This is a genomic window from Ruegeria sp. BI11 (assembly GCF_056538005.1).
The window spans coordinates 158453-182052 of sequence record NZ_JBQFSM010000005.1 but is presented as its reverse complement, the minus strand read 5'-3'; the positions used below and the strand labels follow the sequence as shown (position 1 = coordinate 182052).

Genomic DNA, 23600 nt, shown 5'->3' with positions numbered 1-23600 from the left:
TGCAAATGGACGGCTCCATACAAATGGGAACGGGGGCGGCAAACGCCCCCTTCTACCTGCCCCAGAGCGATGAATGCGATGTGTTCACCGCCGCCTATAACAAAGATCTGCCGGTTCTGCTGAAAGGGCCGACAGGCTGCGGCAAGACCCGCTTTGTGGCCCATATGGCCGCGAAACTGGGCCGGCCGCTCTATACGGTTGCATGCCATGACGATTTGGCCGCCGCCGACCTGATCGGGCGCTACCTGCTAAAAGGTGGCGAGACCGTCTGGGTCGATGGCCCACTGACTCGCGCGGTACGTGAAGGTGCGATCTGCTATCTGGATGAGGTGGTCGAGGCGCGCAAGGATGTAACTGTCGTGCTGCACCCGCTGACCGACGACCGGCGCATCTTGCCGATCGACCGCACCGGTGAAGAGCTTGAGGCCGCGCCCGGATTCATGCTGGTCGCCTCGTACAACCCTGGCTACCAGAATATCCTGAAAACCCTGAAACCCTCGACTCGGCAGCGTTTTATTTCGCTGGAATTCGACTTTCCGTCGCCCGAGATGGAGGCTGAGGTCGTCGCACAGGAAAGCGGGCTGGCGCTGGAACGCTGCAAGCCGCTGGTGCGCCTCGCAGGAAAACTGCGCGGGCTTAAGGGTCAGGACATTGAAGAAGGCGTTTCCACCCGTCTGGTCGTCTATGCCGCGACGCTGATCGCACAAGGCATGTCGACGGATCGCGCCATCCTTGCCGCAATGATCGAACCTCTGACTGATGATGAGGATATCAAACGCGGGCTCCTCGATCTTGTCACGGCTGTCTTTGGGTGAGGCCGGCCGATGGTCAGGATCGATTTTGAGCCATGGGAACCCGAAGAAACGATCGGGAAACTGTGGCACACCCTTGCCAGCCGCCTCGATGCACCTGAGGTGCATGTTGGAGCCGCGGTCGACCTCTCTGAGGTCGCGGGGCGGCTGGCAGTCCTCTTTCGGGGGCTTGGGGGTAGTCCGGGCGTTGAATTGCGCCCGGTCTCACCCGAGGTATCACACCACCGTCTAAGCTGGCGACGCCGGTTGGGGACCGAGGTTGAGCTGATGCCGCGCGCCTCGTTCGATGGCGAGGTATTGCGTCTGCCAGATCGCCTGGCTGTATTTCCGGCGCGCGAGGCCAATGGCGCACTGTTTGTCTGGCTGGCCGCCGCATCGGCCCATGCCGGAACCCGAATTGACGAAGAAGACCCCTTGCGGGCCGATCTGCAGGCGCTAAATGCAGCGCAGTCGATGGTCGAGGCCACGTTGGAAAACGCGCCCGGTCTACGCCCGCTCTACGCTGAACTTTGCAAGGGTCTGTTGCACCTACGTGACATTCCGAACCTGCCACCGGTCGAGGCCGCGCTGGAAGAGTTGGTCCGGCACATGCTGGGCGATCCGGCGCCGCTGTCTGATAGGGCAGAACAGTTGCAGTCCTTGGAAGACAGCGTGTCTGCCCCGCGCGGGTATCAGCGTTTTCGCCCAGTCCCTTTGTGGCCCGAGCTGCGCGCGGTTGGCTTTTCCGAACATAACGAGGTAGAAAACCCCGATACCGAAGGCCCGCCCGAGGAGACGAGTGAGAAAACCCACCGCGCCCGCCGCCGCAAATCTGACCAGGCCGAACGTAAAGACAGCCTGATCCTGCACAAGTTCGAAGCGATCCTCAGCTGGGCCGAGTTCCTGAACCTGAACCGCCGGGTCGATGATGACGACCCCGACAATGCCAAGAAGGCCGCTGACGATCAGGAAGAGATCGGGCTGGGTCAGATTTCCAAGGCACCGCCGACAAAGCTGAAACTGCATCTCGATCTGGCGCCTGAAGATGTGAATCGCGAGCGACTGTCGGGCCGTATCCTATACCCCGAATGGGACGTGCGGACCGGGCAGTATCTGCCAGATCATGTGAATGTACTGCTGTCGGATGCGGAAATCCGCGAAGATGCGGCTGAGTTCGGCAAAGACCCGGCCACCGCCCGCCGCATCCGTGCCGTCAAACGCCAGTTCGAGGCACTGCGCCCCGGTCGGGTGATGACGCGCGGCCATCTGGACGGCGATCAGTTGGATATCGAAGCCGCCGTGCGCGCCGAGACCGACCGTCATGCCAGCGGCGAAGGCAATGAACGCGTCTGGATGCAGTCCCGTCCCGAGGCCCGCGATCTGGCGGTGTCTATTCTGTTGGATGTCAGCCGCTCCACCGAAAGCGCTGTCACTGGTCGCGCCGTGATTGACATTGAGCGCGAGGCGCTGGCCGCGCTGGCCTGGGGTTTGAACGCATGCGGTGATGATTTCTCTATCCATGCCTTCAGCTCATTGAAACGTCAGCGTGTCTACGTGCAGCGGTGCAAGCGGTTTGATGAGCCGATGGGAGGAATAGTCGAACAGCGTATCGCGTCACTGCGCCCGGGGCATTACACGCGGCTGGGGGCGGCGATCCGGCATTGCTCGACCGATCTGGCGGGCCAGTCCCGCAAGCGGCGCCTGCTGCTGGTGATCACCGATGGCAAGCCCAACGATCTGGACCATTACGAAGGTCGCCACGGCATCGAAGACACCTGCATGGCCGTGCGCGAGGCACGCCGGGCCGGGCAATCCGTCTTTGGCGTCACCATCGACAAAACCGGCAAAAGCTGGTTCCCGCGCATGTTCGGGCAGGGTGGTTTTGCCGTTATTCCCGACCCGCACCGCCTGACGATGGCCCTGCCGCAGATCTACCGCCAACTGGTCGGCGCATGAGCGATACCTCTCTGATCGACGAGCTTCCGGGCGAGTTGTTGATGTGGGTGCTGATCATTTCCGAGCTTCTGGTATTCGGGGCCGGGCTGATCGCCTTCATGGGCGTGCGTCTGACTGACCCGGCAGGTTTTGCCGAGGCGCAGTCGCATCTGCACCGCACAGGGGCGGCGTTCAACACCGCTGTTCTGGTCACGTCTGGGTATCTGGCCGCACAGGCGTTGCGCTGGAGGCAGGCTGCCCGGCGTGCGAGGGCGCGCCTGGCCTTGATCGGCGCGGCTCTGCTGGGCGTGATATTCCTGATCATCAAAGGTATGGAATACGCGGATAAAGCGGCGCAGGGGATCAGTTATGAAACGCACCCCTTTTTCCTGTTCTACTATTTGCTTACAGGCTTTCACGCGGCCCATGTACCGGCCGGGGTTGGTATCCTATTGCTGGTTACCTGGCGGGACGACGCCCGCTATATCGAAGCCGGCGCGCAGTTCTGGCACATGGTTGATCTGGTTTGGATCATGCTGTTCCCGGTGATCTACCTGTTGGGATGAGTGCGATGGTTGGCAATACTCTGACACGAGCTTGGCTTGCCCTTCTGGGTCTAAGCGCTGGCTCAGCGATTCTGACCCTTGTACCTGTGCCGGCCACGATCATGGGTGGGGGCATTCTGTTGCTTGCGCTGTTCAAGGCGCGGGTGATCCTTGCGCAGTATCTGGACCTTGCTAACAGCCCCGGCTGGCTGCGCGGGTTCACTATGGTTCTAACCGGGTTTTCGGTGCTGATCTTCTCCCTCTATCTAATGTGAAAACAGAAAAAGCCGCCCGAATTGGGCGGCAGTTAGTCAAGCAAGGAACGCTTTTGTTATTGGGCTGCCATCGGCATCCGCGCGATCTGGCAGCGTTGCCAAAGAGTCGACAGAGCGCCGACCAGATGGTCGATATCTTCGTCTGTATGCACCGGTGACGGGGTGATCCGCAGACGCTCGGTCCCTTTGGGGACGGTGGGGTAGTTGATCGGCTGGATGTAGATGCCGAATTCTTCAAGCAATGTGTCCGAGATGAATTTGCATTTCACCGGATCACCCACCATCACCGGGATGATGTGGCTGGGGTTGGGCAGATGCGGAATGCCCTCAGCGTCCAGCAGTGCACGCACCTGCGCCACGCGGGCCTTTTGCTGATCGCGTTCGGTATTCGACTGTTTCAGATGCCGGATCGAGGCCGCAGCGCCTGCCGCAATTGACGGGGGCAGGGCGGTAGTAAAGATAAACCCGCTGGCAAAGCTGCGCACAAAGTCACACAGTGTGGCCGAGGCAGCGATATAGCCACCGACCACACCAAAGGCTTTGCCCAGCGTGCCCTCAATTACGGTCAGCCGATCCATCAACCCTTCGCGTTCGGCAATACCTCCACCGCGTGGACCGTAAAGGCCGACGGCGTGCACCTCATCCAGATAGGTCATCGCGCTGTATTGGTCGGCCAGATCGCAAACCTCTTTGATCGGCGCGATATCCCCGTCCATCGAATAGACGGATTCAAAGGCGATCATCTTTGGGGCGTTGGGATCGGCAGCGGCCAGTTTCGCCTCAAGGTCATCAAGATCGTTGTGCTTCCAGATCACCTTTTGCGCACGGGAATGGCGGATGCCTTCGATCATCGAGGCATGGTTCAACGCGTCCGAGAAAACGATTAGGCCAGGGATTTTTGCAGCTAGGGTGCCAAGGGCAGCCCAGTTCGAAACATAGCCAGAGGTGAACAAAAGTGCGGCCTCTTTACCGTGCAGATCGGCCAGCTCGGCCTCAAGCAGAACGTGATCATGCGTGGTGCCCGAGATGTTGCGGGTGCCACCAGCCCCCGCACCGCACCGATCCAGCGCGTCATGCATCGCCCCGGTCACTGTCGGGTGTTGCCCCATGCCCAGATAGTCGTTCGAACACCAGATCCGCACGTCGCGCTGCACCGCCCCGTCGGTCTGACGCGCGTTCGGGAATGATCCGCAGCGGCGTTGCAGGTCGATGAATACACGATAGTTACCTTCGTCCCGCAGATCGTCCAGGCTCTGGGTGAAAAATCGCTCGTAGTCCATTATACTGGCTCCCCGGATTACTGGCTTTGGGCCGAATTTAAGCGCGTGGCGACGCCTGCAACATGACAATAGTCAAGTTGGCGCAGGAAAAGGCTGGCGCGCGGGGTATTGCTTTGGCATAGCCTGAGTAACAAGAATGTACCGGTCAGACGATCGACCAGGGAAAAGGGGATACTTCGTGGCGCACGAAGCACAAAAAGCGATCGCGCGACAGTCGCTTTTGCTCAAGAGTTTACCGAACCAGCATGTCGATACACTGCTGAGCCACGCAATCTGGCGCAGCTATGATCGCGGTGAAACGATCTTCCTGCAGGAAGAAGAAGCCAAAGCCGTCCACGTGGTTCTGGCAGGTTGGGTCAAGCTGTTCCGCATGTCACCGACTGGGGCCGAGGCAGTCGTCAGCGTCTTTACCCGCGGCGAAAGTTTTGGCGAGGCCGTCGCACTGCGAAACGTCCCATACCCCGTCTCTGCCGAGGCTGTTTCACCTTGTGAGGTGATGCATATCCCCAGTCCGCTGCTGTTGTCGTTGATGAAGGAAGATCCCGAGATTGGCGTCTCCATTTTAGCGTCTACGTTCACGCATCTGCATTCGCTGGTGGCGCAACTGGAACAGCTTAAAGCGCAGACGGGTGCGCAGCGGGTGGCAGAATTTTTGCTGAACCTGTGTGACGCCAAAGACGATGGCTGTGATGTGGAGCTACCCTATGACAAGATGCTCATCGCCGGGCGTCTGGGGATGAAGCCTGAAAGCCTCAGCCGGGCGTTTTCACGGTTGAAAACAGTCGGTGTGAAAATCAACCGCAACCACGCCGTAATCTCGGATATCGAGGGCCTGCGGGAGTACGCTGAGGCCGATCCGTCGGAAAAATGACCAGTCAGTCGGTGTGCCAGAATCTTACCCAGAGGTCTGCCACTAACACTCAATATTTGGTGGAAGCCTTAGCCTTTGATGATGCCGAGGGTCGGTTGCGAGCACATCCCTCGTTTTTCAGCTTACTCATCAGTTACAAATAACGCAGTTCGTTGATAGTATTTTGTAGACAGTGGTTTTGGATGGGCAATCGGGGGTGAAAACGTGTACAGAATGAAGTGGTAGACAGCTCATGGCTTTGCGCAAATGTGTCAATCCCGGAGATGTCGACCAGTAGCCGTCCGGGTTTCTTCTTGGGTTTGCGCTCGGGGCCTAGACCGTTTTGACTGCTGCCACCACGACCAGAGTACGACCACACCAAAAAGCGGTTGAAAGTACTTTACCAGTAAACTGATTATTCCGACGCTGGCCGCCGTGGTTTCACCGGTTAAAGACGCCTCAACCGCCACAGTGTCCTGCGACGCCACTACAACTGCTGCAGAGTCTAACTTACCGCTCAGGTTGATCACACCATCCCAAAGCGCGTGGGTCACCACGCCAAACCAGATCGAATTCATCCGAAGAGTGATCCCGACGTAGAGTAGGCCTGACAATCCAGCCTGAATCATTTGGTCTACGGTTGATCCTAAGGCCTCGCCACTTATCCAATTAATGAAGTGCATTAACCCGAATAGAACTGAGGAGATCAGCGCTGCGCCGAGCGGTCCGTAGTTCACCTCAAAACCATGGAAGACCGCCCCTCTGAACAGGCACTCCTCGAAGAGTCCAATAAGCAATAACAAAAGAATGAAAGAACCCCAGGGAATGGCCAGGAAGACGCCACTTACGTCGACTCCTTTGGCCGAATTGATTTTTATGGCAAAACTAAGCAGCACCACCGCAAAGAGAGCGTAGACAATAGGTGCCCAGATACCATTCCAATGTGGTCTGGATGTAAGACGCGCGCTACTGCTCCACCCGATCAACACGAGAACGGCCACGATGCTAACGGTGGGTAAAATTTCTATAGGGAGCTGTCTCAGATTGATCGTCTGAAAAGTATGAGATGCGTTACCGCCAAATGCGCTGCTTGAAAACAAAGGCGGAATTGCGAAAATCGTAAAGTAGGTCGCAAGGAGAAGGAGAGTGAAGAGGACCGGCCGTTCGGCTACCCAATGCCTAAGATGGTTCATTTTGGCACTCCAGATCAGCCTGACAGTCGGTGTCACGGTATGTTGGGTGCGTTACCTGCGTCAACATTCAGGCTTCGGCCGCCGACTTTCTATAAAGGCCTCAAGAATTTGGGAGGTATCCGTTGAGAGTAGGGCGGGATAAGATGCGAAAATATGCGGTAGGCTATTGATGTTATCCCCCAATCGGAAAGGGGTTACCGAAAGTGGAGTTGCGGTGGAACATTCGTCTGCGCAGACAGGAAATCGAAAGCGATCAAGATCGCGAAACCCACTGCCAAGCAATTCGTTTAAACAGATGGTGCTGCTGGAGAGAATTGAACTCTCGACCTCTCCCTTACCAAGGGAGTGCTCTACCTCTGAGCTACAGCAGCGCTGTGGGCGGGTGATTAGACGCAAACGAAACGGGGCGCAAGGGTCTCTGGACGGTTTTTTTCACCTCCTGTAGAGAAAGACCATGGCAGACAGAAATACACCCAAAAAACACGGCAAATCCGGGGATGCGCGCGAAGAGCGGCTGAAGGCGGCGTTGAAAGCGAATATGGCAAGGCGTAAGGCACAGGCCAAGGCGCGCGCAAGCTCGGATGACAAAGCCGAAAAGGACGAGGGATAAGAGCAGATGGATTCGATTCTGGTAACGGGCAACGGGCCGCTGAACGGTCAGATACCGATTGCGGGGGCCAAGAACGCGTGTCTGACGCTGATGCCCGCGACCTTGCTGAGCGAAGAACCGCTGACGCTGACCAATGCGCCACGGCTGAGCGACATCAAGACCATGACGCAGTTGCTGCAATCTTTGGGAGCTGAGGTGTCGTCGTTGCAGGACGGGCAGGTGATCGCGATGTCCAGCCATGATCTGACCAGCCACACGGCGGACTATGAAATCGTGCGCAAGATGCGTGCGTCCAATCTGGTGCTGGGTCCGATGCTGGCGCGGTTGGGGCAGGCGGTTGTATCGCTGCCCGGCGGCTGTGCGATCGGCGCGCGCCCCATGGACCTGCACGTCGAAGGGCTCGAAGCGCTGGGCGCTGAGATCGAGCTAAAAGACGGTTATTTGCACGCTAAAGCGCCGGGTGGATTGAAGGGTTCGGTGCACGAGATGCGCTTTGCCTCTGTCGGTGCGACTGAAAATATTGTCATGGCGGCCACTTTGGCCAAGGGCACTACGGTTCTGAAGAACGCCGCGCGTGAACCCGAGATCGTCGATCTGGTTGAATGCCTGCGCAAGATGGGCGCGCAGATTTCGGGTGAGGGGACCTCGACAATCGAGATTCAGGGCGTGGACCGATTGCATGGCGCGACCCACCAGGTTGTGACCGATCGCATCGAGCTGGGCACCTATATGCTGGCCCCGGCCATCTGCGGTGGCGAGGTGGAATTGCTTGGCGGCCGTATGTCGCTGGTCGATTCCTTTGCTGCCAAGCTGGACGCTGCGGGCGTTAGCGTGACCGAGACCGAAAAGGGTTTGAAAGTGGCGCGCAAGAATGGGCGCGTGGCCTCGGTGGATGTGATAACGGAACCTTTCCCGGGCTTCCCGACCGACCTGCAGGCGCAGATGATGGCGCTGATGTGTACGGCCGAGGGGATCTCGGTTCTGGAAGAGCGCATCTTCGAGAATCGCTTTATGCATGCGCCTGAACTGGTGCGTATGGGCGCGAATATCGAAGTGCACGGCGGCACGGCGACGGTTACGGGCGTGGATCAGTTGAAGGGTGCACCGGTAATGGCGACGGATCTGCGGGCTTCGGTTTCGTTGATTCTGGCGGGATTGGCAGCGGAAGGTGAAACCACGGTCAGTCGGGTCTATCATCTGGACCGCGGATATGAGCATGTGGTGCGCAAGCTGGAAGGCGTGGGTGCAAAAATAGAACGGATTAAGGGCCAATGACAGACGCAAGTTTCCACGACGGGCGCGAGGCCCCTCTTAATCTTGGTGCCGAGGATACAGATGACCTGCAGGTGATCTCGACCCTTACGCAGGACGCGGTGTTTCCGGTGACTGAAATGACGTGGCAGCCCTCGCAACGTCGGTTCGGTCTGCTTCTGAACCGCTTCCGGTGGGAGGATAAAGATGCCGCGACCCGCCGCGATCGTCCGTTTGAACGGGTTCAATCCGTTCTGGTGTTCGATTCGGTGCTGTCGGTGGCCAGCCAGGGCATTGACCGCAGCGACAAAGAAATGGTGATGTCCCTGATGTCTGTTGATTTTGAGGCAGGTGAAGACGGGGCTGGTCAGGTTTTGCTGACGCTGGCCGGTGATGGGGCTATTCGTCTGAAGGTCGAGGCAGTGGACGTCACGCTCAAGGATGTGACGCGGCCGTACAAGGCACCCTCGGGTCAGGCACCGCACCACCCTGAATAGATGCAAAACAAGCGCGGCATCTCTCAGGCGTTCTCGCAGGTGTCGACCGGCGTGTCTCTGCGCCGCGCAACCGTTTTTGACGTGTTTGACCTGAGCCGGGTGTTGATCCGTTCAATCACCCGTCTTTGCGTCGCTGACCATCAAGGCGAGGCACAGGCCATCGCGCATTGGACCGAAAACAAGGGCCCTGCATCAATCCGGAATTGGATCGTGAGTGGGTCTCAAATCTGGCTGGCAGAGCGTGCAGGGGATGTTGCCGCCGTGGGCGGATTGCGTGATGACGAAATCACACTGCTTTATGTCGATCCGGATCATGCCGGTCGTGGCATCGGGGCGGTCTTGCTACAACGGCTTGAGGAAGAGCTGATCGCCGCAGGTCACTATGATGCCCGGCTCGAGGCGACGAAAACCGCGCAGGAATTTTACCGTCGGCACGGCTGGCAGGCCACCGGCCAATGTGGTGCGCGTGGCGACGTCTCGTGTTTCGGCATGCGCAAATCGCTGCAGCCCACGGACTAAGGGTTGAGGCCAACCCATCCGGGCGATATGTCCCCATCAAACGCCCCGGAGAGCCTGATCATGCCCGTTTTCCTTGATACCACGTCGCCTGAGTTCGAATCCGCCTTCCAGGCCTTGTTGTCGGCCAAGCGCGAGGACAGCCCGGATGTGGATGCCACCGTGGCGCAGATCATCGACGATGTGCGCAGCCAGGGCGATGTGGCTGTGATCGAACTGACCGCCAAGTTCGACCGGTTAGAGCTGACGCCAGATCAACTGGCCTTTTCGGCCGATGAAATCGACGCGGCGGTCGGGCAAGTGTCAGACGCAGACCGTGCTGCTTTGGAACTGGCCGCCGAACGCATCCGCGCTTATCACGAAAAGCAAATGCCCGAAGACCATCAGTGGACCGATTCAGCTGGAGCCACGTTGGGGTGGCGTTGGTCGGCGGTTTCTGCAGCGGGTCTTTACGTGCCGGGTGGGCTGGCTTCCTATCCGTCTTCAGTTTTGATGAACGCAATCCCAGCCAAAGTGGCAGGGGTCCAGCGGTTGGCCATTGCGGTGCCGACGCCGGACGGGCAGGTGAACCCACTGGTTCTGCTGGCCGCACGGCTTTCCGGTGTAGACGAAATCTATCGCATCGGCGGCGCACAGGCGATTGCGGCACTTGCCTATGGAACCACGTCCATCGCTCCGGTGGACAAGATCACCGGCCCTGGCAATGCCTTTGTCGCGGCAGCCAAGCGCCGGGTGTTCGGCAAGGTCGGCATCGACATGATTGCGGGCCCATCCGAAATTCTGGTTATTGCCGACAAGGACAACGATCCCGATTGGATCGCGCTGGACCTGCTCAGCCAGGCAGAGCACGATGAAAGTGCCCAATCGATCCTGATCACCGATGATGCCGCCTTTGGGCAGGCTGTGGCGCAGGCAGTTGAAAAACGCCTCGAAACCCTGCAGCGGCGCGCTATCGCCGGGGCTAGCTGGCGCGACTATGGTGCGGTGATCACCGTGCGTGATCTGGATGAGGCCGCCGCCCTGTCCAATCGCATAGCGCCAGAACACCTGGAGCTTTGCGTCGCCGATCCGGTTGCGCTGGGTGATAAAACCATCCATGCGGGGGCGATTTTCCTTGGCCAATACACGCCCGAGGCCATTGGTGACTACGTCGGTGGACCCAATCACGTGCTGCCCACCGCACGTTCGGCCCGGTTCTCATCCGGCTTAAGTGTAATGGAGTTCCTCAAACGCACCACGCTCAGTCAGATGACACCTGAAGCGCTGCGCGCTATTGGTCCTGCGGCGGAACAATTGGCCCAGTCCGAAAGCCTTGAGGCGCACGGCTTGTCGGTCACGGCCCGTCTGAACAAGTTGAATGGCTGAATTGACGCAAAGACCTACGGCAGATGGCGTTTCTGTGCGTTGCTCAATGAAATCCATTGTTATAGGTCTGTGCTGAGTTGAACGGACCACATACGACATGACCCGCATTTCGCAAATCGAACTGGATGATCGCAACCTGCCCCCGCCGACCCCCGAGATCGAGCAGGAGCGCAAGGTCGCCATCTATGATCTGCTGGAAGATAACAGCTTTACCCTGCCGCATCGCGACGGGCGCGCTGTACCGGACGGGCCGTATCATGTGCAATTGTCGATCCGTGAAAAACGACTGGTCTTTGATATCGCCACCGAGGCCGAGGAAAAAGCGGCCGAGTTCCATCTGTCGCTGGGTCCGTTCAAACAGGTGGTCAAAGACTATTTCCAGATCTGCGAAAGCTATTTCAACGCGGTCAAGACCCTGCCGCCCAGCCAGATCGAAACCATCGACATGGCCCGGCGCGGCATCCACAACGAAGGCAGCCGCGTGCTGCAGGAGCGGTTGGAAGGAAAAGCGGATATAGACACCGACACCGCCCGCCGCCTGTTCACGCTGATCTGCGTGCTGCACTTCGGGGGCTGACGGGTGACGCCTCTGCCGCAGTCGGTTCTGTTTTGTTGCGACCACAATTCGGTTCGGTCACCGATGGCCGAAGGCATCATGAAGAAGTTCTATGGCACCGGGACATATGTGCAATCTGCCGGCGTGCGCAACGACTTCGAAATTGACGGGTTCTGCATTTCGGTCTGCCAAGAGATCGGGGTCGAGCTTTCCCGCCACAGAACGCGCTCGTTTGATGAAATGCAGGAATGGGGCGATGACCTCAGCTCCTTTGACCTGGTGGTTGCCCTGTCGCCCGCCAGTCAGCGAAAGGCGCTGGAACTGACCCGGATTTTTCACCTGGATGTCGATTATTGGCCAATAATGGACCCTACCGGGCTGGGCGAGAATCGCGAAGAAAAGCTACATCACTACCGACAGACCCGCGATCAGATCATTGGGCATCTGAAAGAACGCTGGGGCGAACCTACGGAGTGACCATGAACCAGACCGTCAAAACATATTTTGAGGCTTTCAACGCAGGCGATGTCGATGGCATGTTGGCCTGCCTGTCCGATGACGTGGCTCATCACGTGAACGAAGGGCAGATCCGCGTTGGCAAAGAGAAATTCGCCGCCTTCTGCGACCACATGAACCGCTGCTACCGCGAGAACCTCACCGATATCGTGGTGTTTGAAGCCGAAGGCGGCACCCGTGCGGCGGCAGAGTTCATCGTGAATGGCACCTATCTGGAAACCGATGAGGGCCTGCCTGAGGCGCATGGTCAGACCTACCGTCTGCCCGCCGGGTCGTTCTTTGATCTGAGGGACGACAAGATCACCCGCGTCACCACCTTCTATAACCTTGCCGACTGGACCAAGCAGGTCTCGAATGGCTGAGGTCACCGCAGTCCGCCCCCTGACCGGAGCGGCGCTAGAGGCCGCTCTGGACGATGTGGCGCGGTTGCGGATCGAAGTGTTTCGGGCGTGGCCGTACTTGTATGACGGTGATTTGGACTATGAGCGCAAGTACCTGCAGTCCTATCGCGACAGCGACCAGGCGATTGTCGTCGGCGCCTTTGATGGCGATCGCCTGATCGGGGCCTCAACCGGGGCCCCTCTGACCGATCACGCCGATGATTTCGCTGCCGCCTTTGAAGGAACCGGTCTGGACCTATCTGAAATCTTCTACTGCGCTGAATCTGTGTTGCTTTCTGACTATCGAGGTCAAGGCGTAGGGCACAAATTCTTTGACCTGCGCGAGGCGCATGCGCGTGCGCAGGGTTTTGCCAAATGTGCCTTCTGCGATGTGCAGCGCCCGACGGATCACCCGATGCGGCCGGAAAACTATCGCCCGCTGGACGCGTTTTGGCGTGCCCGCGGATACGAACCGCTGCGCGGTGTGATCGCGCAATTCTCGTGGAAGGACATTGGTGAGGAAGATGAGACCCAGAAACCGCTGCAGTTTTGGATGCGGGATTTGTCGTCGTAATCCACCGCTGCGCTTCAAGCCTAACGTTTACGGCTGAGTAAACCGTATTTTACGGCCCATCCTCTGAAGCTTCGGTTGTTGCGCTTATCCGATTTCATCGCCTTTTTTGCTTGCGCGCCACCCTGCCGATTGAATTCGAACACGTCGATCACGCGTTCTGCACAGCCGCAGGCTTCGCCCATACCCACCTTAGCATAATAAAACTTCTCGAAGCTTTCCGGTGTTTGCATGGCCGTCCTCCCGCACGTATTGAACCATTTCCGGTGCCCCCTGCCAATTCACTTTCCCGTCGATGAAGGCGGAGACGAACATAGCGTCTGTACAGATTGAGTCACCTTCAATTAGTGTCTCGCAAAATCAGATCTGAGGAACCAGAAATGAAAGTCGCCACCGCCGCCTACAATCTGGACTGGCTCGACAGCTGGGCCCAGTATGAGGACAAACTGGACCGCTGGGTGTCCCAGGCCGCGGGGCAGGGGGCGGAGTTATTGGTCTTCCCCGAGTACGGTGCGATGGAGCTGTCGACGCTCGACGGTCCAGAAGTGGCGGGCGATCTGGAGCGTTCGATCCGGGCGGTGTCAGATCGGATGGGGGACGCGCAGAGCCTTCATCAACGCCTCGCACAAGAATATAATACCTATATTCTGGGCGCGTCGGCGCCAGTTGTGGACGGGCCGGGGCGACCGGTGAACCGCGCTGCGCTTTACGCGCCAGATGGCGGGCAGGATCATCAGGACAAACAGATTATGACCCGGTTCGAACGCGAAGACTGGGATATCGCACCGGGTGGTCCTCTGAAACTGCTCGATACCGCATTGGGCAAGATCGGAGTGTTGATCTGCTATGACAGCGAGTTCCCCCTGCTGGGCCGCGCGCTAAGCGAAGCCGATTTGATCCTGGTACCCTCATGTACCGAGGCACTGGCCGGCTATTGGCGCGTTCGTATCGGGGCAATGTCAAGGGCGCTTGAAAATCAATGTGTTACGGTGATGTCGTCTCTGGTCGGGGACAATGATTGGTCCGAGGCGGTGGACATGAATACCGGCACTGGCGGCATATTCGGCCCGCCTGACAAAGGCTTTCCGCCGACCGGGGTGCTTGCCGAAGGCGCTTTGAACCAGCCTGGCTGGACCTATGCGGATATCGATCTTTCCGCGATTGCCGAGGTCCGCGCCGACGGCCATGTGCTGAACCGAACCCATTGGGGGGAACAGTCCCCCCGAGTCGATTCCGTCACATTATCGCGCCTTTAGGTGATTCTGGCCTTGAAATAAGCCCAAAATGGGCTCATTTAAGCGCACATCCCCGTAGATTCTGCGGGTGCAACGTAATGATGGAGACAACATGGCCAAGGAAGATACGCTCGAATTTCCCGGTGTCGTGAAGGAACTCCTGCCTAATGCGACGTTTCGGGTCGAGCTGGAAAACGGCCATGAGATAATCGCACATACGGCAGGCAAGATGCGCAAGAACCGCATCCGTGTTCTGGCCGGCGACAAGGTTCAGGTCGAGATGACCCCCTATGATCTGACCAAGGGTCGGATCAACTATCGCTTCAAGTAACGCCTGCCGCAATGGCGTTTATCTTAGGATCGGGCAGCCCAAGGCGGCTGGACCTGCTGGCTCAGCTTGGCGTGCAGCCCGATGCCATCCGCGCCCCTGACATTGACGAGACGCCGTTGAAAGGCGAGCTGCCGGTGCCCTACTGCAACCGTATCACGCGGTCAAAAGTGCAGGCTGTTCAAGCTGATAGCGATGATGTCACCCTGTGCGCAGACACCACCGTTGCACTAGGTCGCCGCATTCTGGGCAAACCCGAAGGCGCAGGGCAGGCGGCTGAATTCCTGCATGCCCTGTCGGGTCGGCGGCACCGCGTGATCACCTCGGTCGCTGTGCGGCGTGGGGAGCGCGTGTTGCAGCGCGATGTGGTGTCTCAGGTCAAGGTCAAGCGCCTGTCGGATGTTGAAATCAACGCCTATCTGGCCACCGGAGATTGGCAGGGCAAGGCTGGTGCTTACGCCATTCAAGGCCCGGCTGGGGCCTTCATCCCATGGATTTCAGGCTCGTTCACCGGCATTGTGGGTCTGCCCCTATCTGAGACCGCCGCCCTTTTGCAGGGCATCGGCTATCCCTTATACCGTGAGGCATCATGAAGGGTCGCACCATCGTTCTGGACCATATCGAAAATCGCGAAGCCGCCGCCTTGATGGTGGATGGCAAGCTGGACGATTTTCTGATCGCGGGGGATGCCCCCACACCCGGTACAATCTATCGCGCACGTGCCGACCGCCCAGTCAAAGGGCAGGGCGGCATGTTCCTGACAACCCCCGATGGTCCAGCGTTCCTGCGACAAGTCAAGGGCTTGGCACCGGGTGCCATGATGCTGGTGCAGGTCACAGGTTATGCCGAGCCAGGCAAGGCGCTGCCGGTCACAGATCGTGTTCTGTTCAAAAGCCGATATGCTATTGTCACGCCTAATGCGCCGGGTCTGAATATCTCGAGATCCATCCGCGACGAGGACGAGCGCGACCACCTGCTTGAGATTGCGCATGGTTGCATGGACGGCAGCACCTACGGCCTGATTCTGCGCTCTTGCTGTTTGGGTGAGGACGCGGGCGAGATTGCCGAGGATATCAGCGCCATGCTGGCCCATGCTGATCAGGTTTTGAATGATCCCGGCACCGAACCCGAGTTGTTGTTGGAAGGCGATGGCCCCCATGTCCTGGCCTGGCGCGACTGGACCGATCCGGCCGAGGTGGTGACACAGGACGGAAGCTTCGAGACGCAAGGTGTGCTCGATGCGCTGGATGTGGTACGGGGCATTTCCGAACCGCTTCCGGGCGGCGGGCATCTGTATATTCAGCCCACACGCGCATTGGTCGCGGTGGACGTGAATACCGGATCTGATACGTCTTTGGCCGCTGGAACCAAAGCGAACTTCGCCTGCGCCAAAACGCTGGCCCGTGCGCTACGTGTGCGGGGACTTGGTGGGCAAATCACGTTGGATCTGGCCCCGATGCCCAAAAAAGACCGGCGTGGTTTTGAATCAGTCCTGCGCGCAGCGTTCAAAGCGGATGGAATCGAAACCACTCTGGCGGGCTGGACCCCGTTGGGTCATTACGAGTTGCAACGTAAACGAGGCCGCATTCCGTTGACAGAGGTGCTGAAATGAGCTGTCCAATCTGTGGCGAAAACACGGTGGCCAAGTTCCGGCCTTTCTGCTCGAAACGCTGCGCCGACATCGATCTGGCAAAGTGGTTGAACGGGTCATATGCAGTTCCGTCGCAGCGGGAAGAGGACCTGGATGCGGAAGTTTCCGAAGGTGAAACAAAGCAATCACGTCCACATTGAAAAAATCTTAAAAAGCCTCTGGACACTGCCTTTGGCAAGTCATAGAAGGCCTCCACCCAACGATTGATATCGTTTCCGTGCCCGGGTAGCTCAGGGGTAGAGCAGTGGATTGAAAATCCTCGTGTCGGTGGTTCGATTCCGCCCCCGGGCACCATAAAAATCAATTACTTAGGTGATCAAGTGCCCGATGCACTCAAGTGCACGTGTAATTCGTGTGTAATCAGGCCGAACTTTTTGGCTTTAGCTGGCGGACATTGTCTTCCTGAGTGCCGCTGACCCGCCCTTCCAGCCGATCCATTGCAGCCTCGATGTGCGAGCCACTTTGGTGCGCGTAGCGTGCAACCATCGACAACGTCTTGTGACCGGAAATGCGCTGGACTGTGGGCAGGTCGACGCCTGCCTGAACCAAATGCGTCACTGCCGTATGACGAAGCGTATGGGGAGTGATCTGGTCGGGATCAAGCCCAGCACGTTTAGTGGAGCGGCGAAAGGCTTTGCGGATTGTATGCACGTGGCCGGTGGCGCTCCCCGGAGAGGGGAATAGCCATTCGCAGCCCGAAGGCAACATCTCCATGCGTCTTTCCAGATACTCCGAAAGTTCGCGTGTGATTGGTTGCTCTCGAGACCCTGCCTTTGCTTGCGGAACCCAAATCACTCGTTTCTCAGCGTCGACGTCTTCCCGACGGATCGCGAGAATTTCTGCATGACGCATCCCGGTGTGCAGTCCGACCATGACGAAAGCGTGGACGTTTTCATTGTGATCCGATGCCGCTGCCTCCAGCAATGCTACGCACTGATCGTCGGTCAGATACACTATTCTTTGGTTGTCTTCTTTGAAGCGAACAATCTTGACTGATTTGCTCTTGATCCATTTCCATTCGACTGCTTGGTTCAGCAGGTGGGAAAGCGTAGCCAATTCCCGATTTACGGTCGCCTTTGCTGCGCCCGCAGAGCGGCGGGCCTTCTTGTAGCGTTCAACATCAAAGGACTCGATGGCACTTAAGGGCTTGGTTACAAGAAACGGGACTAGGTGCTGTGTTAGTTGACGCTCTTTGATACGGATGTTCTTTCCGTCGCTGTCCCGAAGCCTTTGTACATAACGGTCTGCCGCCTCTTCAAAACTCAGTGGCGTCTTGCGCCCTTCGGGCAACTCCAGACGCTGACGACGTGCATCGGTGCGGACTTGGGCAATGAAGTCTTCTGCCTGCTGCCTAGTCACGCCTTCGGACTCCCGACCGATAACGCGATGGATGCGCCGGCGGTCGACCATGACGTTGACCGAATAAACTCCGTCGCCGTTGGCATCCCGGCGAAACGTGATCCCATGTTCGGTAATAGCCTCGCCTGTCTTCAAAGAGCGTATTGCAGGACGTGTCAGTTTTGAGAACCTGATAGCCATGATGCCGCCCTCTTAGAATGGAATTTCGGAATCAGCGTCATTCGGCTCTTCTGGCTCCGGCTTCGCAGAGTTTTGTGATAGCGCGGGCAGAATACCTGAACTCTTTTCGCCAGCAGCCACCGCGAGGATATCTTCCCAACATTCATCAACGCGTTCGCGAATGATTTTGTCGAGATTTGTACTGTACTTCCACTTCTCCTTCTCCCAGCGCCCACGCCAAAAAAAACCATTCTCCTCGATCAACGCCCAAACATGTTGCTCTTCAAACGTCATTAGTTCAGGGGCTATGAGGGCCAATGACACCAGGCGCTGGCTGTCCCTCACGTGCCAAAGGATGTCTGCCATAGAGCCAAATGTGTCAGGCTCGCCATAGGGGACTTCTCTCCACTTGTTAATTACAAGCGTTTGAATCTGCTCCGCAAGCATGGACTCGATAAACGAGGATTTGGTTCGGCGCTGCGATCTGGCTGCCAATTCACACAAGTAGTTGAGTCGCGGATCGAGCCGAATCGAGACGGTTTCAGTCCTGCCCAACTTTGATCCAGAGCCTTTGGAAACCTTTATTGCCATGATGTCCTCGTGTCGAAACGTTCTGTTATGATCCATTTTGCACGTTATGTATTGAGTTTCAATACATGTCTTGCTCTTCTTTCTCCGTACTGACCTAAGAAAGCTGTTGAGCAAGGAAGCAAACCATGAAAATCGATGCAGACACCCAGCGTGTATTCATCCATCCGGACGGACGGATGGACCGTAAGAATGCAGCCCGCTATCTTGGCTACTCTCCCAAGACGCTTGCCGATTGGGCAATGAAGGGCCAAGGCCCCCAGTACGTTCTTCTGGGCGGGCGCGCTTTCTACTTCCTTGAAGACTTGCAGTCTTGGGTCTCCGCCGCGCCTCGTCTCGCCGGAACCGGCGGTCGGGAAATCCGGACGGGCGACTAGGGCCAGCAAGATGTCGGGAACCAAGAACCCGGACCGCAGGCGTGTCCGTATCAGGCGTACCTACTCGGTGCCTGAAGTCGCGGCTCTTCTCGAAGTTCATGTGCACACGGTTCGCCGATGGCTCAGAAATGGGTTGGCTTCAATTGATGGCCAGAAGCCAACCTTGGTCCACGGCGCTGAACTTCGCAGATATCTCGATGCCCGCGTCAAACGTGGGAAGCAAAACTGCGACCCTGATCAAATGTACTGCCTTGCGTGTCGAGCGCCCCGCCTTCCAATCCTGGGCTCCGTCTACATTGCCGATCTCAACGCGAAAACGGTTCGGCTGGCCGGGGCTTGCTGCACATGCGGCGGGAAAATCTACCGTGCCGGGAGCGCTTCGCGACTGCGAGAATACACGGTGTCGTTCGGACCACTCCAGAGGCGGACCCCAAGCCTAAAGGGGAGCAGCATTCCCCTCTTGGATAGTGACACAATGGAGCATGATGAAAATGGACGAATTCAACGCAGACAACGAACGGATCAAGCGTGATTATGCTGAATTCCTACGCGAAGCGGATCAAAAGTCCGAAGCGACCGTGCGCGGGGTTGAAAAAGCGATCCTGCGCTTCGAGGAATATACCGGCTATTGCGACTTCGGACGCTTCAATCGCGATCAGGCGAAAGGTTTCAGGGCGGCGCTTTCCGCCCCTGCCGATGAAAGTCAACGCCTCGGAAACTCGACCGTTCTTTCTACGTTGAAAGCGGTGCAACGTTTCTTCCGATGGCTGTCAGTGCAGCCCGGATTCAAGTCGAAGATCGACACCAACGCCATCGCCTACTTCAACCTCTCCGAAAAGGACATACGTGCGGCAACATCTCCGCCTACCAAGCCCTCACCGACTATGGATCAATTGAAACGCGTCTTAGCATCGATGCCTTCGAAAACCATTTTGGAGAAGCGTGATCGTGCCGTATTCGCCCTTCTCATGATGACCGGCATTCGGGACAATGCAGCTGCCTCATTGCGACTTGGCCATGTCGACATCAACCGGCAGATGATCGTTCAAGACCCAAGAACGGTCCGCACCAAGAACAGCAAGCTGATCGAGTCTGTGCTTTTACCGCTTGGGCCCGAGATAGAAGGCGTTCTGTTCTCATGGGTCGCATATCTGCGTGATGAACTCCGATGGCAGCCTGACGATCCCCTTTTTCCCCAATCACGGCAACGGATCGATCCCCAAAAGGGACCGATTGTGGATGGCGTCAAACGCCAAGTGTGGTCCAATTCCCAGCCTATTCGACAAATTTTCAAGCGTGCGTTTGACGAAGCTGGCTTGCCCTACTTCACCCCTCACCGTGTACGAAACACCGTCGTCGAGTACGCGTACCTCACATGCCGGACGCCGGAAGAGTTCAAAGCGTTCAGCCAGAACCTCGGTCATGAAAGCGTCGTCACGACTCTGTCAAGCTATGGACAGATACCATTGGCGAGGCAACGGGAACTGATACGCAATGTGGGAAAAAGTAAGGACTTGGAAGCCAAACTCGAACTCTTGTTGGACAAGTTTGATCAGTCGAAAGCTTGAGCAAAGCAAGTGGCTTTCAGGACTATTAGTCAAGGCGGCGCCGCCTACACGAGGCCGGTGAGGCCGCTTCCATACCGGGTAATTCAGCCCTCCTCGCTCGGCGCGACCGCCCATGAAGCGCCATCGATTGCGAATACATGCTTTCTCGAGATCAAACGAGAGATTGTCGTTTCCCTTGGTTTCAACTAGCTTCAACTCATGCTCCCCAGATAGGACATTTTCGAAATGCCCAACGAAGACATTTTGACCGTGAAAGAGCTCGCTGAGTACCTCAAAATCGCTGAAAAAACAGCATATCGGTTCGCATCTGAGGGCAAGGTTCCCGGGTTCAAGGTGGGAAGCGCATGGCGGTTTCGCAGAAGCGAGATCGATCGCTGGATTACTGAGCAGGAACAAAAACAAGAAGGGAAGCAAAAATGACAGGTCAGCAGCAGGTTGAAGCATTGCACCGCCAAATTTGGCAAATCGCCAACAAAGTGCGAGGCGCAGTGGACGGCTGGGACTTCAAGCAGTTCGTCCTGGGTGCGTTGTTCTATCGCTTCATCAGCGAGAACTTCACCAACTACATCGAAGGTGGCGATGATAGCATCAACTATGCGGGCATGGCCGACGCAGACATCCCCGATGAAGCCAAAGTCGAGGCAGTCAAAACCAAGGGCTACTTCATATATCCCAGCCAACTCTTTCAAAACGTGGTGAAAACCGCGAGCAAGAACGACAGCCTGAACACTGATCTTGCCGAGATCTTTTCAGCGATCGAGGCTTCGGCCAGTGGCTACCCGTCCGAGCAGGACATCAATGGTCTCTTTGCCGATTTCGACACCACCAGCAACCGCCTGGGCAGCACGGTTAAACAGAAGAACGAAAGACTGGCTGAGGTCCTTAAAGGCGTAGCTGGCCTGCCGTTGAAGTTCGACGACAACGAAGGCGACTTGTTCGGCGATGCCTATGAGTTCTTGATATCGAACTACGCCGCCAACGCGGGCAAATCCGGCGGTGAATTCTTCACACCGACCCACGTGTCCAAACTCATCGCCAAACTGGCCATGCACAAGCAGACCAGCGTCAACAAGATCTACGATCCGGCGGCGGGGTCTGGGTCACTGCTTTTGCAGGCCAAGGAGGAATTTGAGAAACACATCATCGAAGACGGCTTCTTCGGGCAGGAAATCAACTACACGACTTACAACCTCGCCCGCATGAACATGTTCCTGCACAACATCAACTATGACAAGTTCAACATTCAGTATGGCAACACGCTCGAGGACCCGCACTTCCAGGATGACAAGCCCTTTGACGCCATCGTGTCGAACCCGCCCTATTCGGTGAAATGGAAGGGCGCGGATGACCCGACTCTGATCAACGATGATCGTTTTGCGCCCGCTGGGGTTTTGGCCCCGAAGTCGAAGGCGGATTTTGCCTTTGTTCTTCATTCACTGCACTACTTGTCGGCCAAGGGGCGGGCTGCGATCGTTTGCTTCCCCGGTATCTTCTATCGCGGTGGCGCAGAGCAAAAGATCCGTAAGTATCTGGTCGACAACAACTTCGTCGAAACGGTGATTGCCCTTGCGCCAAATCTGTTTTTCGGCACGACGATCGCGGTGAACATCCTGGTGCTGGCCAAGAACAAGACAGACACAGCCGTTCAGTTCATCGACGCGACGGGTGAGGAATTCTTCCGCAAAGGTGTGAACATCAACATCATGGAAGACCGGCATATTACCGAGATCATGAGGATGTTTGACAGCAAAGAGAACATGCCTCATGTGGCTGAAACCGTCTCCTACGATACGATTGCCGAGAAAGACTACAACCTATCGGTTAGCACCTATGTAGAGCCCAAGGACACCCGCGAAGTTGTCGAAATTGCCAAGCTGAATGCCGACCTAGAAACCACTGTCGCCAAGATTGTCCAGCTGCGAGCAGATATTGACGCCCTTGTCGCGGAGATCGAGGCATGAGCGCTCAGGACTTTCTGAAAAAACTACTGAATGGGGCTGTAGTGGAATGGAACCGCCTCGATGGGGTAGGCGAATTTCAACGAGGGAAGAGATTTGTAAAGAAAGACATGTTGGATAAAGGGACCCCCTGCATCCACTACGGCGAGATGTATACGCACTATGGCGTTTGGGCTGATGACGCCAAGTCATACGTTGATTCAGAGTTAGCATTGAAACTTAGAGTAGCGCGTCCTGGCGACGTCGTAATCGTCGCCGCTGGCGAAACTATTGAAGACATCGGCAATGGGACAGCCTGGCTAGGAAAGGAAGAGGTTGTCATACACGACGCATGTTTTTCGTACCGTAGCTGGCTTGATGCAAAGTACGTTTCATATTTTTTCAGGACCACTGCTTTTAAGCAGCAAATTAGATCTAGCATTTCCTCCGGAAAGATTTCTTCCATAAACGCAAGAGGACTGGGCCAGGCGACTATCCCAGTCCCGTGCCCCGACGATCCAGATAGATCGCTTGCGATCCAAGCGGAGATTGTTCGGATTTTGGATAGCTTCACCGAGCTGACAGCCGAGTTGACAGCTGAGCTGACAGTCGAGCTCGAAAATAGAAGAAAGCAATACGAATTCTACAGCCGTGAGCTACTGAGCTTCGGTGGAGATGATGCCGAATGGACGACATTGGGCGAAATTGCATCCATTGGAACCGGTAGTAAGAACACTAATGAGGCAGTACCCAACGGGAGGTACCCATTTTTTGTGAGATCGCAAGAACCGCGGGCAATTGATGAATTCGAATTTGATGAAACAGCAATCATTACGGCAGGGGACGGCGTCGGTGTCGGAAAGGTATTCCACTATATGTCGGGAAAGTACGCGCTGCACCAACGCGCGTATCGAATAGTCGTTACGGATAGTCGCGTACTTTCAAAGTACCTGTTCCACTATATCCGAAAAAATTTCGGACACTATCTAAGGCAGACGTCAGTTCATGCTTCTGTGACTTCTTTGCGGATGCCGATGTTTCAGAAGTATCCTGTCCCCATCCCCAAAGAGGAAGGAAAGCAGGCCCGCATCATTGCGACCCTAGACAGATTCGATGCTGTGATCGCTTCGCTGGGAGATGCACTGCCGGGTGAAATCGAGCTTCGTCAGTTGCAATACGAATACTATCGCGACTTGCTCTTTAGCTTCCCTAAAACTGAGGAGGCCGCATAAATGGGCCAGACCCTCGAAGACATTGCAAAGCAGTT

The 23600-nt window shown here is 56.9% G+C and carries 30 protein-coding genes and 2 tRNA genes; 26 read left to right on the top strand and 6 right to left on the bottom strand.

What is annotated here, in order from left to right:
- The first annotated feature begins 5 nt into the window (after window positions 1-5).
- The 4 genes from ACR0DT_RS13240 to ACR0DT_RS13225 are packed head-to-tail and all read left to right on the top strand — an operon-like array spanning window position 6 to window position 3546.
- Window positions 6-815, top strand: coding sequence for an AAA family ATPase (locus ACR0DT_RS13240; protein WP_480711196.1), 810 nt, complete (start codon window positions 6-8; stop codon window positions 813-815).
- 9 nt (window positions 816-824) lie between these two features.
- Window positions 825-2747, top strand: coding sequence for a nitric oxide reductase activation protein NorD (locus ACR0DT_RS13235; protein ID WP_480711195.1), 1923 nt, complete (start codon window positions 825-827; stop codon window positions 2745-2747).
- Window positions 2744-3292 (top strand): cytochrome c oxidase subunit 3, encoded by a 549-nt coding sequence (locus tag ACR0DT_RS13230; RefSeq protein WP_480711194.1) that lies wholly within the window; start codon window positions 2744-2746, stop codon window positions 3290-3292. The genes ACR0DT_RS13235 and ACR0DT_RS13230 overlap by 4 nt, the downstream gene beginning before the upstream one ends.
- Before the next feature lie 5 nt (window positions 3293-3297).
- On the top strand, window positions 3298-3546 hold the full coding sequence (locus ACR0DT_RS13225; RefSeq protein ID WP_480711193.1) for a cytochrome C oxidase subunit IV family protein: 249 nt from the start codon (window positions 3298-3300) through the stop codon (window positions 3544-3546).
- A gap of 56 nt (window positions 3547-3602) precedes the next feature.
- On the opposite strand, the gene hemA is transcribed toward ACR0DT_RS13225, so the two are convergent.
- Window positions 3603-4826, bottom strand: a complete 1224-nt coding sequence (gene hemA, locus ACR0DT_RS13220) for a 5-aminolevulinate synthase (RefSeq protein WP_480711192.1) — start codon at window positions 4824-4826, stop codon at window positions 3603-3605.
- Between the two features lie 178 nt (window positions 4827-5004).
- On the opposite strand from hemA, the gene ACR0DT_RS13215 reads away from it, so the two are divergent.
- Complete coding sequence (locus ACR0DT_RS13215) at window positions 5005-5697, top strand: Crp/Fnr family transcriptional regulator (RefSeq protein ID WP_480711191.1); 693 nt, start codon at window positions 5005-5007, stop codon at window positions 5695-5697.
- Window positions 5698-5948: 251 nt separating this feature from the next.
- On the opposite strand, the gene ACR0DT_RS13210 is transcribed toward ACR0DT_RS13215, so the two are convergent.
- Together ACR0DT_RS13210 and ACR0DT_RS13205 are read right to left on the bottom strand one after the other, a co-directional pair.
- Window positions 5949-6869: a CPBP family intramembrane glutamic endopeptidase gene (locus tag ACR0DT_RS13210; protein ID WP_480711190.1), complete on the bottom strand. Its 921-nt coding sequence runs from the start codon at window positions 6867-6869 to the stop codon at window positions 5949-5951.
- Window positions 6870-7165: 296 nt separating this feature from the next.
- Window positions 7166-7240: transfer RNA gene (locus tag ACR0DT_RS13205), tRNA-Thr, on the bottom strand.
- 83 nt (window positions 7241-7323) lie between these two features.
- On the opposite strand from ACR0DT_RS13205, the gene ACR0DT_RS13200 reads away from it, so the two are divergent.
- The 9 genes from ACR0DT_RS13200 (at window position 7324) to ACR0DT_RS13160 (ending at window position 13134) form a co-directional block, all read left to right on the top strand.
- Window positions 7324-7479 carry a hypothetical protein gene (locus ACR0DT_RS13200; protein WP_480711189.1) on the top strand — a complete coding sequence of 52 codons (156 nt, stop codon included), beginning with the start codon at window positions 7324-7326 and terminating at the stop codon, window positions 7477-7479.
- 6 nt (window positions 7480-7485) lie between these two features.
- Window positions 7486-8754 (top strand): UDP-N-acetylglucosamine 1-carboxyvinyltransferase, encoded by a 1269-nt coding sequence (gene murA / locus ACR0DT_RS13195; RefSeq protein WP_480711188.1) that lies wholly within the window; start codon window positions 7486-7488, stop codon window positions 8752-8754.
- Window positions 8751-9227 carry a DUF2948 family protein gene (locus ACR0DT_RS13190; protein WP_480711187.1) on the top strand — a complete coding sequence of 159 codons (477 nt, stop codon included), beginning with the start codon at window positions 8751-8753 and terminating at the stop codon, window positions 9225-9227. The genes murA and ACR0DT_RS13190 overlap by 4 nt, the downstream gene beginning before the upstream one ends.
- On the top strand, window positions 9228-9746 hold the full coding sequence (locus ACR0DT_RS13185; RefSeq protein ID WP_480711186.1) for a GNAT family N-acetyltransferase: 519 nt from the start codon (window positions 9228-9230) through the stop codon (window positions 9744-9746).
- Between the two features lie 60 nt (window positions 9747-9806).
- Window positions 9807-11108 (top strand): histidinol dehydrogenase, encoded by a 1302-nt coding sequence (gene hisD, locus ACR0DT_RS13180; RefSeq protein WP_480711185.1) that lies wholly within the window; start codon window positions 9807-9809, stop codon window positions 11106-11108.
- Between the two features lie 97 nt (window positions 11109-11205).
- Entirely contained in the window at window positions 11206-11685 is a 480-nt protein-coding gene (locus tag ACR0DT_RS13175; RefSeq protein ID WP_480711184.1) for a UPF0262 family protein, read from the top strand.
- A gap of 3 nt (window positions 11686-11688) precedes the next feature.
- Window positions 11689-12141 (top strand): arsenate-mycothiol transferase ArsC, encoded by a 453-nt coding sequence (locus ACR0DT_RS13170; protein WP_480711183.1) that lies wholly within the window; start codon window positions 11689-11691, stop codon window positions 12139-12141.
- 2 nt (window positions 12142-12143) lie between these two features.
- Window positions 12144-12542, top strand: coding sequence for a ketosteroid isomerase-related protein (locus ACR0DT_RS13165; protein ID WP_480711182.1), 399 nt, complete (start codon window positions 12144-12146; stop codon window positions 12540-12542).
- The gene (locus tag ACR0DT_RS13160; RefSeq protein WP_480711181.1) at window positions 12535-13134 is read left to right on the top strand and encodes a GNAT family N-acetyltransferase; all 600 of its coding nucleotides are present in this window, start codon (window positions 12535-12537) and stop codon (window positions 13132-13134) included. The genes ACR0DT_RS13165 and ACR0DT_RS13160 overlap by 8 nt, the downstream gene beginning before the upstream one ends.
- A gap of 20 nt (window positions 13135-13154) precedes the next feature.
- Here the strand turns inward: ACR0DT_RS13160 and ACR0DT_RS13155 are convergent, their stop codons facing one another.
- Window positions 13155-13364 (bottom strand): hypothetical protein, encoded by a 210-nt coding sequence (locus ACR0DT_RS13155; protein WP_480711180.1) that lies wholly within the window; start codon window positions 13362-13364, stop codon window positions 13155-13157.
- Between the two features lie 147 nt (window positions 13365-13511).
- Here ACR0DT_RS13155 and ACR0DT_RS13150 point away from each other — a divergent pair, with 147 nt between their 5' ends.
- The 6 genes from ACR0DT_RS13150 to ACR0DT_RS13125 all read left to right on the top strand — a co-directional run bounded on the left by ACR0DT_RS13150 (window position 13512) and on the right by ACR0DT_RS13125 (window position 16639).
- Complete coding sequence (locus ACR0DT_RS13150; protein WP_480711179.1) at window positions 13512-14387, top strand: carbon-nitrogen hydrolase family protein; 876 nt, start codon at window positions 13512-13514, stop codon at window positions 14385-14387.
- Between the two features lie 91 nt (window positions 14388-14478).
- Window positions 14479-14697, top strand: coding sequence for a translation initiation factor IF-1 (gene infA / locus ACR0DT_RS13145; protein ID WP_005978431.1), 219 nt, complete (start codon window positions 14479-14481; stop codon window positions 14695-14697).
- An 11-nt stretch (window positions 14698-14708) separates the two neighbouring features.
- The gene (locus tag ACR0DT_RS13140) at window positions 14709-15287 is read left to right on the top strand and encodes a Maf family protein (protein WP_480711178.1); all 579 of its coding nucleotides are present in this window, start codon (window positions 14709-14711) and stop codon (window positions 15285-15287) included.
- A complete protein-coding gene (locus ACR0DT_RS13135) occupies window positions 15284-16306 on the top strand; it encodes a ribonuclease E/G (RefSeq protein ID WP_480711177.1) in 1023 nt (340 codons plus the stop codon). The genes ACR0DT_RS13140 and ACR0DT_RS13135 overlap by 4 nt, the downstream gene beginning before the upstream one ends.
- Window positions 16303-16485 (top strand): DNA gyrase inhibitor YacG, encoded by a 183-nt coding sequence (locus ACR0DT_RS13130; RefSeq protein WP_480711176.1) that lies wholly within the window; start codon window positions 16303-16305, stop codon window positions 16483-16485. Before ACR0DT_RS13135 ends, ACR0DT_RS13130 begins: the two co-directional genes overlap by 4 nt.
- Before the next feature lie 79 nt (window positions 16486-16564).
- Window positions 16565-16639, top strand: a tRNA-Phe gene (locus ACR0DT_RS13125).
- A 66-nt stretch (window positions 16640-16705) separates the two neighbouring features.
- On the opposite strand, the gene ACR0DT_RS13120 is transcribed toward ACR0DT_RS13125, so the two are convergent.
- Together ACR0DT_RS13120 and ACR0DT_RS13115 are read right to left on the bottom strand one after the other, a co-directional pair.
- The gene (locus ACR0DT_RS13120) at window positions 16706-17884 is read right to left on the bottom strand and encodes a tyrosine-type recombinase/integrase (protein WP_480711175.1); all 1179 of its coding nucleotides are present in this window, start codon (window positions 17882-17884) and stop codon (window positions 16706-16708) included.
- Window positions 17885-17896: 12 nt separating this feature from the next.
- Window positions 17897-18454 carry a hypothetical protein gene (locus tag ACR0DT_RS13115; protein WP_480711174.1) on the bottom strand — a complete coding sequence of 186 codons (558 nt, stop codon included), beginning with the start codon at window positions 18452-18454 and terminating at the stop codon, window positions 17897-17899.
- A gap of 125 nt (window positions 18455-18579) precedes the next feature.
- Between ACR0DT_RS13115 and ACR0DT_RS13110 the strand changes: the two genes are divergently transcribed.
- From ACR0DT_RS13110 to ACR0DT_RS13085, 6 genes are all read left to right on the top strand, one after another.
- Entirely contained in the window at window positions 18580-18828 is a 249-nt protein-coding gene (locus ACR0DT_RS13110) for a helix-turn-helix transcriptional regulator (protein WP_480711173.1), read from the top strand.
- Window positions 18829-18838: 10 nt separating this feature from the next.
- Complete coding sequence (locus ACR0DT_RS13105) at window positions 18839-19360, top strand: helix-turn-helix domain-containing protein (RefSeq protein ID WP_480711172.1); 522 nt, start codon at window positions 18839-18841, stop codon at window positions 19358-19360.
- Window positions 19320-20396, top strand: coding sequence for a tyrosine-type recombinase/integrase (locus ACR0DT_RS13100; RefSeq protein WP_480711171.1), 1077 nt, complete (start codon window positions 19320-19322; stop codon window positions 20394-20396). The genes ACR0DT_RS13105 and ACR0DT_RS13100 overlap by 41 nt, the downstream gene beginning before the upstream one ends.
- Before the next feature lie 225 nt (window positions 20397-20621).
- Window positions 20622-20816 (top strand): methylation-associated defense system helix-turn-helix domain-containing protein MAD1, encoded by a 195-nt coding sequence (gene mads1, locus ACR0DT_RS13095; protein WP_480711170.1) that lies wholly within the window; start codon window positions 20622-20624, stop codon window positions 20814-20816.
- On the top strand, window positions 20813-22357 hold the full coding sequence (locus ACR0DT_RS13090; protein ID WP_480711169.1) for a type I restriction-modification system subunit M: 1545 nt from the start codon (window positions 20813-20815) through the stop codon (window positions 22355-22357). Before mads1 ends, ACR0DT_RS13090 begins: the two co-directional genes overlap by 4 nt.
- Entirely contained in the window at window positions 22354-23565 is a 1212-nt protein-coding gene (locus ACR0DT_RS13085) for a restriction endonuclease subunit S (RefSeq protein WP_480711168.1), read from the top strand. The genes ACR0DT_RS13090 and ACR0DT_RS13085 overlap by 4 nt, the downstream gene beginning before the upstream one ends.
- The last annotated feature ends 35 nt before the right edge of the window (window positions 23566-23600 follow it).